The following is a 12,492-nucleotide window of genomic DNA, read 5'->3' as shown; positions in this document are numbered from 1 at the left end:
TCTGCCGGGAACCGGCAGCAAATCCTGTGTATGCGGTCTGCCTGACACGGCCAGGGCGGATGGGTTTACTGCCGCTACGCGCCAGATCGCGAGCAAGCTCGGCTCCCACGCCCTCCGGGCAGAATCAAAAGCAGATCGCATAACACCACGCCGTTGCCGTTGCCGTTGCCGTTGCCGTTGCCGTTGCCGTTGCCGTTGCCGTTGCTTTTGATCTTCGTACTCAAATCTGACAAACGCCACAAATCGCGACTTGGGTGCAGGCTGAACGCAGGCGATGTGGAGTGGGACGAGCGACAGGATGTCGCGAGAGGCGCGTGGGCCATGGATGGCCCTTTCGCGCCGGGCCCACGGAACATCGCCGGAGTGAAGGAACCCGACGCAGGAGGGCCAAACCAGGAGCAGGACCCCTTGGTTACTTGGGGGTCTTTTCCAAGTAACTCGACGAAGTCGAAACAGATCTGACGTTAGGAAGAGCGCTTGTGATCTTGATCTTGATTAAGGCGAACGACGCAACACCCCTATGTCGTTGCGGCCCTGCCTTCAAACCACTGAGTCAAATACTCAACCATCACCTGAATCCGCTTAGGCAACGCCCCCTCAAACGGATGCACCAGAAACAACGAAGAAACCGGCGTCTGATACTCGCGCAACACCCACTGCAACCGGCCATCCTTAAGCTCATCGTGAACCATGTACGACGGCAGCCGCGCAATCCCCGCCCCCAGCAACGCCGCCTTCTTCAACAGCCCATAGTGATTACTGGCAAAGGTCCCGCGCACATTGATCCGGGTCAGCTCGTGATTCTGGTGATACGCCCAAGTCTCGCGCCCGGCGTAGTGACTGTTGAGCAGGCAGCGATGCAACCGCAACGCATCCGGCGTCTGCGGCACGCCATGTAGCTCCAGATACCCGGGGCTGGCGCAGGTCAGCTCCTGCAGCGCCAAAAGCGGTCTGGCGACCAGACGCTCATCGATGCCGACGCTTGAACGAATCCCCAGATCGAAGCCATCGCGGCGCAAATCGCGAAACGCGTTGTTCAGGTCCAGCTCCACCTGCAGGTCAGGGTATTTCCTGGCGAAATCACCCAGCACGCCTTCGAAAAACGTTTCACCCAACGATACCGGCACGGTCAGGCGCACCGTGCCGCTCAGGCTTTCGCTCAAGTGCGCCACGGCATCGCGGATCCGGTCGCGCTGGGCCAGCAGCGCCCGCGCTTCGGGCAGCAGAATCGCCCCGGCCGAGGTCAGCGTCAGGCTGCGGGTGGTGCGGTGCAACAGCGTTACCCCGTAGCTTTTCTCCAGCTTGCTGATGCGCTTGGACAACTGGCTGGTGCTGGTGTCCAGCCATTGCGCCGCCAGCGTGAAGCTGTTGGCCTCCACCAGCAGGGCAAAGGCCGCCAGGTCATCCATTTCGCTCATGATTGTTTCCTTTTCGACAACCCGAGGTTGCCGTTCGGCCCCTTTATTGAGCGGGTCGAGGCGCCCCACACTGTGGACCTGACTCACTCATCCAGAAAAAGGACAGCACTGTGAAGATTCTACTGATTGGCGCCAGCGGCACTCTGGGCTCGGCGATCGAAAAAGAACTGGCCCCTCGCCACGAGATCGTGCGCATCGGCCGCAACAGCGGTGATGAGACCGTCGATATTAGTGACAGCGCTTCGATCCGCAAACTATTCGAACGCACGGGTCCTTTCGATGCGCTGGTCTGCGCGGCAGGCAACGTGACCTTCGCTCCGTTGGCCGACATGACTGAAGAATCCTTCGCCCTGGGCCTGAAGGACAAACTGATGGGCCAGATCAACCTGCTGCTGATCGGCCGCGAGTTCGCCAACGACGGCGCGTCGTTCACCTTCACCACCGGCGTGCTGAGCCACGATCCGATCGCTGCGGGCGCATCGGCCACGCTGGTGAATTCGGCGCTGGACGGCTTCGTGCGGGCGGCAGCCATCGAATTGCCACGCGGCATGCGGGTCAACAGCGTCAGCCCGACCGTGCTGGAAGAATCCATGGAGGGTTACGCGCCGTTCTTCCGTGGCTTCAAACCGGTTCCTGCGGCAGACGCGGCACTGGCCTATGCCAAGAGCGTCGAAGGCCTGCAAACCGGGCAGACATTCCGCGTCGGTTAATCGCCTCTTGTGATGAACGAGCAGCCTGCGTAACGTGGCGGCACTTGTCTGGAGACCGCCCAATGTTCGCTGCTCGTTCCGTCCTGCTGTTCGCCCTGCTCCCTGTATTCGCTGGCTGCCAGTTGCTGCCTTCGCAATCGACCGCCGACAAGGTGTCCACCGCCGGCATGAACCGCATGCAGGGCACGTTGAGCGGCGCGGGCGGCAAGCTGTATTTCGAGCCTTGCAACGAACAGCGCCGCTACGCCCTGACCGACAAGGGCAACACCGGCATCCTGCAGGAAGCCGCCTCGGTGGTGGACAAGAACGGCAAGGCCTTCGCCGACATTCGCGGCAACTTCGTCGCCAGTCGTGCCCAAGGCAGCGATGGCCAGGGTGACGTCTATCAGCTGTATCGCATCGAGCGGCCGAGCAACGCCTGCGAGGACGCCAACTTCAAGCGCCTGACCATCCACGCCAGCGGCAACAATCCGAAATGGAACCTCAACGCCAGCGGCAAGGGCATGGTGCTGGAGCGTGAAGGCATGGACGCGTTCGCCGTGCCGTACATGGAAGAACAGATGCCCGAAGGCCGCTTCAACCTGATCACCGACGCCAACGACCAGCACGTCGAGCTGTACGTGGCGCCGCAGCGCTGCGTGGACCCGGTGACCGGCGCGGTGCAGCACCTGACCGCCGAGTTGCGGGTCAACGGCCAGGTCCAGCGCGGTTGCGCGTATTTCGGCGCCCTGCGCAACGATTGAGGCCTGTTGCGACCGCCCTGACGGCCAACACAACACCTGTGGGAGCGAGCTTGCTCGCGAAGGCGTGCTGTCAGCCGACATTGTGGCAACGGACCCGCCGCTTTCGCGAGCAAGCTCGCTCCCAGAGGGTATAGAGGCACACTTGCGTCTGCCGAGCACCGCTGGGCGTTCAATCTGGCTTATAATCGCCGGTTCTTGTAGCGCTGCCGGGCCGATCCTGCGGCCCGAAACCGGACCTTTCAATGTTACGAATCACCGAACTCAAACTGCCGCTGGACCACGCGGACGAAGAGCTGCGCACCGCGCTGCTGCAACGCCTGGGCATCGACAGCGACGAGCTGCTGGACTTCACCCTGTTCAAGCGCAGCTATGACGCGCGCAAGAAATCCAGCGAACTGCAATTCATCTACACCATCGATTTTGCCGTGCGCGACGAAGCCACACTGCTCAAACGTCTGAGCCACGACAAGTACCTGACGCCGGCACCGGACGTCAGCTACAAGGTGGTCGGCCATGCCCCTGCGGATCTCTCGGAACGCCCTGTGGTCGTCGGCTTCGGCCCGTGCGGCATCTTCGCAGGCCTGTTGCTGGCGCAGATGGGCTTCAAGCCGATCATCCTCGAACGTGGCAAGGAAGTGCGCCAGCGCACCAAAGACACCTGGGGCCTGTGGCGCAAGAGCGTGCTCAACCCTGAGTCGAACGTGCAGTTCGGCGAAGGCGGCGCAGGCACCTTCTCCGACGGCAAGCTCTACAGCCAGATCAAGGACCCGAAATTCCACGGTCGCAAGGTGCTGCACGAGTTCGTGAAAGCCGGTGCGCCGGAAGAAATCCTCTACGTCAGCAAGCCGCACATCGGTACGTTCCGCCTGACCGGCGTTGTGGAAAACATGCGCGAGCAGATCATCGCCTTGGGCGGTGAAGTGCGTTTCGAGCAGCGCGTGACCGACGTACTGATCGAGGACGGCCAGCTGCAGGGCCTGGAACTGGCCAGCGGCGAGCGCATCGAGTCGCGTCACGTGATCCTCGCGCTGGGCCACAGTGCCCGCGACACCTTCCGCATGCTCCACGGCCGTGGCGTGTACATGGAGGCCAAGCCGTTCTCGGTGGGTTTCCGCATCGAGCACCCGCAAGGGCTGATCGACCGCGCGCGCCTGGGCAAATACGCCGGGCACCCGAAACTCGGTGCCGCCGACTACAAACTGGTGCACCACGCCAAAAACGGCCGTTCGGTGTATAGCTTCTGTATGTGCCCGGGCGGCACGGTGGTGGCGGCCACGTCCGAGCCGAACCGCGTGGTCACCAACGGCATGAGCCAGTATTCGCGCAACGAACGCAACGCCAACTCCGGCATCGTCGTGGGCATCACCCCGGACGAAGACTACCCGGGCAGCCCGCTGGCCGGTATCGAGTTGCAGGAGCGACTGGAATCCCACGCCTACATCATGGGCGGCGAGAACTACGAAGCGCCTGCGCAGCTGGTGGGCGATTTCATCGCTGGCAAGGCGTCGACGGAGCTGGGCAGCGTGGAACCTTCCTACAAGCCCGGCGTGAAACTGACCGACCTGGCCGACGCCCTCCCCGCCTTCGCTATCGAGGCAATCCGCGAGGCGCTGCCGGCGTTCGACAAGCAGATCCGCGGCTTCTCCCAGGCCGACGCGGTGCTGACCGGCATCGAAACCCGCACTTCCTCGCCGCTGCGCATCACGCGCGGCGCGGACATGCAGAGCCTCAACGTCAAGGGCCTGTTCCCGGCCGGTGAAGGCGCGGGCTATGCGGGCGGGATCATGTCCGCCGGTGTCGACGGCATCCGCATCGCCGAGGCGCTGGCGCGCAGCATGTTGGGTATCACCGAATAACCTGATTCACCGCTATCTGTAGGAGCAACCGGGGTGGCGCTCCACTTTATTCGCGAAGGTTGTTCAGACACTACATCTCTGTCGCCTGAACCATTTTCGCGAATAAATTCGCTCCTACAGGTATCCGCATCCGACACAAAAATGTGAAAAGTCCTACAACCCCCGCCGATCAAGCCCTGCAGCACTTTGTAACACTTCTCACAACTCCGTTGTATACACGTCTAAGCTCGATTTTTAATAACAAAATCGAATATAACTTTTGTTTTCAGATATAAAAACTCGGGTTAGGGTGTCGCTCCTCTGGCGCATGTCCATGGAGAATGACCTTGCCCGTACGCAATACCTTCAAACGCTTTTTCCAGCTCGAGGCGGCTGGCGGTCTGTTGTTGATCGCTGCGGCCGCCCTTGCCCTGCTCATCAATAACTCACCGCTGGCCTGGCTCTATACCGGCCTGCTCGACGTGCCCGTGGTGGCGCAGATCGGCGCGTTGAAAATCGCCAAGCCGCTGTTGCTATGGATCAACGATGGCCTGATGGCGTTGTTCTTCCTGCTCATCGGCCTGGAGGTCAAACGCGAAGTCGTGCAGGGCCATCTGTCGCGCCCTTCACAGATCGTATTGCCAGGTGCTGCGGCCATCGGCGGCATGCTGGTGCCGGCGCTGATCTACTGGGCGCTGAACAAGCACGACCCTGCCGCCTTGAGCGGCTGGGCGATTCCCATGGCCACTGACATCGCTTTCGCTCTGGGCGTGCTCGCGCTGTTGGGCAAACGCGTTCCCGTGTCGCTCAAACTGTTCCTGATGACCCTGGCGATCATCGACGACCTGGGGGCGATCATCGTCATCGCGCTGTTCTATTCCGGCGAACTGTCGACGCTATCCTTGGCGCTGGCGGGTGCATCGATCCTGACGCTGATCGCCATGAACCGCCTGGGCGTGGCGAAACTGGCGCCCTATCTGCTGGTGGGGCTGGTGCTGTGGGTGTGCGTGCTCAAGAGCGGCGTGCATGCCACGCTGGCCGGCGTGGTGCTGGCGTTCTGCATTCCACTGAAAACCGCCCACGACATGCCCTCCCCGCTGCAAACCCTGGAACACGCGCTGCACCCCTGGGTGGCCTACGCGATCCTGCCGCTGTTCGCCTTCGCCAATGCGGGCGTGTCGCTCGACGGTGTGACGCTGGACAGCTTCACCCACCATGTGCCCATGGGCATTGCTGCGGGTCTGCTGCTGGGCAAGATGCTGGGGGTGTTCGGCCTGACGTGGCTGGCGATCAAGATGGGGTTCGCGGCACTGCCCACCGGCGCCAACTGGGGTCAGGTGCTGGGCGTCTCGATCCTCTGCGGGATCGGCTTCACCATGAGCCTGTTCGTCGGCTCGCTGGCGTTCGTGCCGGGGCAGAGCGAGTTTGCCGGGATGGACCGGATGGGCATTCTGACCGGGTCGATTGTCGCGGCGTTGATTGGGTATGGGATTACCGCCGCATCCAGCCGCAAGACCGAACACGCTTTTGCTCACGACACACATCCGTAGCAGCACGGCTTGCCGGCGGGAGCGTTGTGTCGACCAACGCTTGATTCACAGACCCACCGCCCCGCCGGCAAGCCGCGCTGCTACGGGACATGAGTGGATGCCGGAAATGAAAACGCCCCGAAGATCGGGGCGTTTTTGTTATCGAGCGAATCAGTGGCTCACGCGGCTCGTGCCGTTGACGGTCATGATGCGAACACGCTCACCGACGCGGAAGATTTCGTTTTCCTGCACTTCCTGAACGTAGGCGCGCATGCTGCCGTCGTCTTCACGCACGGTGATCTCGACACCCTGGGCGCGGGTCAGGCCGCCTTCTGCCGCCGAACCGATCAAGCCACCGGCCACGGCACCGATAACGGCGGTGACGATGCTGCCGCGACCGCCACCAATGGCGCTACCACCCACACCACCGACGATCGCACCGGCACCGGCGCCGATCGGGGTCTTGGTGCCTTCAATCTTCACAGGGCGCAGGGACTCGATGGTGCCCAGGCGTACGGTCTGGACCTGGCGAGCTTCTTCGCGCGAATACGAGTCGCCGGTCAGGCTCGAAGTACAGCCGCCCAGCGTCAACGCCATGGCAGTGAACGAAGCAACCAACAGAACAGACTTACGCATAACATTCATCTCCAAGGGAACAGGTGGCGATTAAACTCTGCCGTGCGGCGCGGTGTCACGAACCTGTACCGATTATTTACGTTCATTCAGGCGCTATACAGAATGACGCCAGCGTCTATCAGTATGGACGACGCGCCAGTGGATTGATTCAAAGAATCGTCGATCGCGCCGCCGAGCTGCTAGGGCGCCAGACGCTCGCGGATCCATGCCCCGTCGATCAGGCGGAAATTGAGCCTGTCGTGCAGGCGGCTCGGGCGCCCCTGCCAGAACTCGATACGGTCCGGAACCAGACGATAACCACCCCAATGCTCGGGGCAGTGAGGCTGAGTGTCGCTGAAGCGCGCTTCGGTGGCCTTGAGCAGGCCTTCCAGTTCTTCCCGGTCGGCAATCACCCGGCTCTGGGGCGAGGCCCATGCGCCCAGACGGCTGCCCAGCGGGCGAACCTGGAAATAGGCATCGGATTCTTCATGGGAAACCCTGGCGACACGCCCCTCGATACGCACCTGGCGCTCCAGGGTCGGCCAGAAGAAGGTCATGGCCGCGAACGGCTGACGGGCCATTTGCTGGCCCTTGGCGCTGTCGTAGTTGCTGAAAAAAGTGAAGCCCTGGGCGTCCAGGCCCTTGAGCAGCAAGACCCGGCAGTGAGGACGACCGTCGGCATCGACGGTCGCCAGGGTCATGGCATTGGCTTCGACCGGGGCCTGCTCGGTCTTCACCGCCTCATCGAACCACTGATGGAACAGCGCGAAAGGTTCTTGCGGGGCCTGGGCCTCGGTCAAACCTTCGCGGGCGTAGTTGCGACGCATGTCAGCCAGACGCTGGCTCATCACTGCCTTCCTTTATCGAAATCCGTGAACGGGATTGCGATATTACCCTCAGTTGCTGCTGGCTTGCGCGTCGCTGGCTGCTTTCTTCGCCGCAGGCTTGGCAGGCGCCGCCTTGGCCTTGGTGGCGGTGGCTTTCTTGGCAGGCGCTTTCTTGGCGGCAGGAGCCTTGGCCGGCGCTGCCTTCTTGGCTGGAGCTGCAGACTTCGCCGGGGCCGCCTTGGTCGCCGGGGCAGGCGCTACGGCAGGTTGAGCTTCCTTCACCGCGACCATGGTGGGTGCCGGAGCTGGCATGTTGTATTTGGCCAGCAGTGCAACCATGGACTCCTGAGGCGTGAGGATCACTTCGATACGGCGGTTCTGCGCACGGGCCGAAGCTGTGTCAGCGGTGACCCGCGGCATCGCGGCGCCCATGCCACGCAGGTTCAGGCGATTACGCTCCAGGCCGCTGAGACGGAAGATCGCCGCCACCGACTGGGCGCGCTGCTGGCTGATCTTGAGGTTTGTGTCGCTGGCGACATCGGCGTGGCCGAGTACCAGTACCGCGGATTTCTGGTCGCCTTCGACGATCTTGGCCATGCGGGTGATCGGGCCGAGGTTGATCGGCAGCAGCATTTCCGGGCGATCCGGGTTGAAGGTGCTGTCCACCGGCGCGGTCACCACCAGCACATCTTCACGGCGCTCGAGTTGGAATTTGCTGTCCTTGATGGCCTCGCGCACTTTCGGCTCGTTCAGATCGAGCCAGGCCTGGAGCACTTTCGGGTCGATCTTGGCCACCGCAGGCACTGCATCCTTCTTCGCCTCGCTGCTGCCGCCAAACGGCCACCACCACTTGCTGCCAGTGTCGGCCTTGGCCACTTCAGGGGCCGCGGGTTTGGTCGCTTCCAGCGCAGGTTTGTTGTCGGTCGTGCCGTGGTCGGAGCCGAACGGCCAGTACCAGTGGCTACCGCTTTCGGCCTCGGTCTTGGCCACTTCGGCCGCTGCCGGGCTGGCCGCAGGTTTCACCAGCGCTGGCGCGCTGGCGGCATCGGCGCTCTTGCCCGAGCCGAAGGACCACCAGTGGTCATTGCTGGCCGACTGATCCTGAGGGGTTTGCGCGCAACCGGTGACGGCGAGGCACAGTGCAAAAGCGAGACTTTTGTTGGCAGACATGGGTGACCCACAAAAAATTGATCAGAAAATGAACGAAGCAGCGCCCATATAACACGCATAAACGCCGAGTTGGAAAAGGAAACCGCCCTACGGTTCCCATATGGGCGGTTTAACTGACAGTCGGTAGAACAAGTACTTATCGCAGACAGTTACTGCAAACACTCACCAAGCACCCGGACCAGACGCTGCGCGCGCGGATCCATCAGCACATAGGGGCCCAGTGTGTTGGTGACGAAGCCAAAGGCCACGTCGCGCTCAGGATCAGCGAAACCCACCGACCCGCCAGCACCCGGATGGCCGAAGGATTTGCCGCCCAGACCGAACGTGGCGTTGGGCACATCGGGCTGATCGAGCATGCAGCCCAGGCCAAAGCGGGTCTGGGTCAGCAGAGTCTTGTCCTGACCGATGCTGTGCTCGCGGGTCAGCTCGTTGATGAGTTCAGCGTCCAGCAGGCTGCCATCAAGCAATCCACTGTAGAACCCGGCCAGACTGCGGGCGTTGCCGTGGCCGTTGGCGGCAGGCTGTTGCATGCGACGCCATTCGGGTTTGTTGGTGCTGGTCATGATCGACGGCGGGTTGGTAAACGCGCGGGCGGTCATCGAGGTGGGCTCACGCATGGTCGCCTGCAACAGGCGCTGGGCGGCTTCATCGCCGACATTGCCCTTGCCGCGCGCGATGTGCGCCACACGGTGGAATTCCTCATCGGACAGACCGACGTGGAAATCCAGCCCCAGCGGCCGAGAGATTCGCGCCGCGATGGATTCGCCCGGCCCACGCCCTTCGGCACGGCGAATCACTTCGCCGACCAGCCAGCCGTAGGTGATCGCGGCATAGCCATGGCCCTGCCCCGGCGTCCACCAGGGCTGCTCGGCGGCCAGGGCGTCGGTCATGGCCTCCCAGTTATAAAGCGCTTCGGCGGGCAGCATGTCGCGAATGGCGGGCAACCCGGCCTGATGACAGAGCAACTGGCGCAAGGTGATCGACTGTTTGCCGGCCGCGGCGAATTCCGGCCACAGGCGCGACACCGGCTCGTCCAGATTCAGCTTGCCCTCGCCCACCAGTTGCAGGGCGGTGACGGCAGTGAAGGTCTTGGTGCAGGAAAACAGGTTGGCGATGGTATCACTGTGCCAGACCTCCATGCCGTCCTTGTCGGCGGTGCCCGCCCACAGGTCCAGCACCGTCTGCCCGCCGATCTGCACGCACAGCGCGGCGCCGCGCTCCTGAGGATCGTCGAACAACGCAGCGAATGCTTCGCGCACGGCTTCGAATTGAAGCTCGAAATGGCCCTGGATCTGCACGTTATCGCCCTCCGGTCAGGCTGCAGAAAAATGGCGTGCATTGTTCCAGCGATTGGAGGGTTTGGGAACAGGATTAACGTATCTCCACGGCTACGCTGGGATATCAGGATATTTCCCGACGGAACGGCGGCAACGCGTTGAGAATCGCTTTGCCGTAGCGCTGGGTCACCACGCGGCGGTCCAGCAGCGTGATGATGCCGCGGTCCTTTTCGGTACGCAGCAGCCGGCCGCAGGCCTGAATCAGCTTGAGCGATGCGTCGGGCACGGCGATTTCCATGAACGGGTTGCCGCCACGGGCCTCGATCCACTCGGCCAGCGCCGCTTCCACCGGATCATCGGGCACCGCGAATGGGATCTTGGCGATCACCACGTGCTCGCAATAATCCCCCGGCAGGTCGACCCCCTCGGCGAAACTGGCCAGGCCGAACAGCACGCTTTCATCGCCGCCGTCGACCCGCGCCTTGTGCTTGTTCAGCGTCTCCTGCTTGGACAGATTGCCCTGGATGAACACCCGCTTGCGCCAGTCGCGCTCCAGGCCGTCGAACACTTCCTGCATCTGTTTGCGCGAGGAAAACAGCACCAGCGTGCCCTTCGAGCCTTCCACCAGCCCCGGCAGCTCACGAATGATCGCAGCGGTGTGCTCGGCGGCGTTGCGCGGATCGGCGTTGAGGTCCGGCACCCGCAACACGCCGGCGTCGGCATGGTGGAAAGGGCTCGGCACCACGGCGGTGACGGCGTCCTTGGGCAAGCCGGCGCGCATGCGGAAACGGTCGAACTTGCCCAGCGCGGTCAGCGTCGCCGAGGTCACCAGTGCGCCGTAGGCCACGTTCCACAGGTTGCGACGCAACATCTCGGCCGCGAGGATGGGGCTTGCGTTGACTTCGATGTCGAACAACGAGCCGCTTTCGGCCAGGGTTAGCCAGCGGGCCATGGGCGGGCTGTTTTCCGGGTCTTCGGCAGTGAAAGCGGTCCACAGCTCCCAGTTGCCGTGGGCCCGGGCCAGCAGGCTGCCGAACAGCGGGTACCATTCCTCGGCCTGATGGCTGGCGATGCCGATATTGACCTCGCCATCCATGCCTTCCTTGAGCAGCTCGGTCAGCCGGGTGAACAGGTCGTCGAGCCGGGCAAAGCCCTTTTTCAGCTCGATGCCCATCTCGCGCATGTGCTCGGGCACGACCCCGCCGACGAACCGGTGGCGCGGGCGCTCGCGGCCTTCCATGTCTTCGCCGGTCTTGAAGTCGGCCAGCTGTTCGCAGGCGGTGAACATGAACTGCTGGTGGGTCTTGATCTCCCGCGCCAGCTCCGGAACCTGCTCGATCAACTTGCCCAGATCACCCGGCAACGGATGCTGCGCCAGCAGTTTGGTGAGGTTCTTGGCCGTCTGCTCCAGCCAGTCGGCGGTGGAACGCAGTCGGCTGAAGTGAGCGAAGTGGCCGATGGCCTTATCGGGCAGGTGATGGCCTTCGTCGAACACATAAAGGGTTTCGCGCGGATCGGGCAGGACAGCACCGCCACCCAGCGCCAGGTCGGCCAGGACCATGTCGTGGTTGGTGACGATGACATCGACTTTTCCCATGCCCTCGCGAGCCTTGTAAAAGGCGCACTGCTGAAAGTTCGGACAATGCCGGTTGGTGCACTGGCTGTGATCGGTGGTCAACCGCGCCCAGTCCTGATCGGCCAGCTCCTGCGGCCAGCTGTCGCGGTCGCCATCCCATTTGTTGCCCGCCAGCTTCTCGATCATGCTGGTAAACAGCTTCTGACTGGCCTCATCGACCTCGATCTTGAAGCCTTCTTCCTCGAACAGCTGCGCCGTGGCGCTCTGCGCGTTGCCTTCCTGCAGCAGCATGTCGAGCTTGGACAGGCACATGTAGCGCCCGCGACCCTTGGCCAGGGCAAAGGAGAAATTCAGCCCGCTGTTGCGCATCAGGTCCGGCAGATCCTTGTGCACGATCTGCTCTTGCAGGGCGACGGTGGCCGTGGCGATCACCAGCCGCTTGCCCGCCGCCTTGGCGGTGGGAATGGAGGCGATGGCGTAGGCCACCGTCTTGCCGGTACCGGTCCCCGCCTCGACCGCGACCACCGCCGGATCGCCCGAACGCCGGCCTTCCTCGTCGGTGTCCACATCGCCCAGCACCTTGGCCACTTCGGCAATCATCAGACGCTGGCCGTAGCGGGGTTTGAGGCTCTTGGCTTCGAGGAAACGCGAATAGGCGCCCTGAATCTGGGTCTTGAGTTCGGTACTGATCATCGGTCGGTCGTTTGGCTCGGCGTCACAGGGCTGTATGAGAACATAAAAAAACCGCTGGATATATTTCCAGTTTCGGGAGGGCGGCTATCATACCGCGCT

The 12,492-nt window shown here is 62.7% G+C and carries 10 protein-coding genes; 4 read left to right on the top strand and 6 right to left on the bottom strand.

What is annotated here, in order from left to right; all coding sequences use genetic code 11:
* Positions 1-518 precede the first annotated feature (518 nt).
* A complete protein-coding gene (locus AC1MEK_RS21500; RefSeq protein ID WP_480398295.1) occupies positions 519-1,418 on the bottom strand; it encodes a LysR family transcriptional regulator in 900 nt (299 codons plus the stop codon).
* A gap of 110 nt (positions 1,419-1,528) precedes the next feature.
* On the opposite strand from AC1MEK_RS21500, the gene AC1MEK_RS21495 reads away from it, so the two are divergent.
* From AC1MEK_RS21495 to nhaA, 4 genes are all read left to right on the top strand, one after another.
* Positions 1,529-2,128: a short chain dehydrogenase gene (locus AC1MEK_RS21495; RefSeq protein WP_480398294.1), complete on the top strand. Its 600-nt coding sequence runs from the start codon at positions 1,529-1,531 to the stop codon at positions 2,126-2,128.
* 62 nt (positions 2,129-2,190) lie between these two features.
* Positions 2,191-2,871: a COG3650 family protein gene (locus AC1MEK_RS21490; protein WP_480398293.1), complete on the top strand. Its 681-nt coding sequence runs from the start codon at positions 2,191-2,193 to the stop codon at positions 2,869-2,871.
* 242 nt (positions 2,872-3,113) lie between these two features.
* Positions 3,114-4,727 carry an NAD(P)/FAD-dependent oxidoreductase gene (locus AC1MEK_RS21485; RefSeq protein WP_480398292.1) on the top strand — a complete coding sequence of 538 codons (1,614 nt, stop codon included), beginning with the start codon at positions 3,114-3,116 and terminating at the stop codon, positions 4,725-4,727.
* Between the two features lie 326 nt (positions 4,728-5,053).
* Positions 5,054-6,256 (top strand): Na+/H+ antiporter NhaA, encoded by a 1,203-nt coding sequence (gene nhaA, locus AC1MEK_RS21480; protein WP_480398291.1) that lies wholly within the window; start codon positions 5,054-5,056, stop codon positions 6,254-6,256.
* A 150-nt stretch (positions 6,257-6,406) separates the two neighbouring features.
* Here nhaA and AC1MEK_RS21475 read toward each other — a convergent pair whose 3' ends face one another.
* From AC1MEK_RS21475 to dinG, 5 genes are all read right to left on the bottom strand, one after another.
* On the bottom strand, positions 6,407-6,871 hold the full coding sequence (locus tag AC1MEK_RS21475; protein WP_480398290.1) for an outer membrane lipoprotein: 465 nt from the start codon (positions 6,869-6,871) through the stop codon (positions 6,407-6,409).
* Positions 6,872-7,050: 179 nt separating this feature from the next.
* Entirely contained in the window at positions 7,051-7,698 is a 648-nt protein-coding gene (pdxH, locus tag AC1MEK_RS21470; RefSeq protein ID WP_480398289.1) for a pyridoxamine 5'-phosphate oxidase, read from the bottom strand.
* 48 nt (positions 7,699-7,746) lie between these two features.
* A complete protein-coding gene (locus tag AC1MEK_RS21465; RefSeq protein WP_480398288.1) occupies positions 7,747-8,847 on the bottom strand; it encodes an OmpA family protein in 1,101 nt (366 codons plus the stop codon).
* Positions 8,848-8,996: 149 nt separating this feature from the next.
* Positions 8,997-10,145, bottom strand: a complete 1,149-nt coding sequence (locus tag AC1MEK_RS21460; RefSeq protein ID WP_480398287.1) for a serine hydrolase domain-containing protein — start codon at positions 10,143-10,145, stop codon at positions 8,997-8,999.
* A 103-nt stretch (positions 10,146-10,248) separates the two neighbouring features.
* Complete coding sequence (gene dinG, locus AC1MEK_RS21455) at positions 10,249-12,393, bottom strand: ATP-dependent DNA helicase DinG (RefSeq protein WP_480398286.1); 2,145 nt, start codon at positions 12,391-12,393, stop codon at positions 10,249-10,251.
* Positions 12,394-12,492 lie beyond the last annotated feature (99 nt).

The sequence above is a fragment of the Pseudomonas sp. 2 genome, assembly GCF_056627435.1.
The sequence above is the reverse complement of the archived record's forward strand: the minus strand, read 5'-3'. Positions and strand labels throughout refer to the sequence as shown.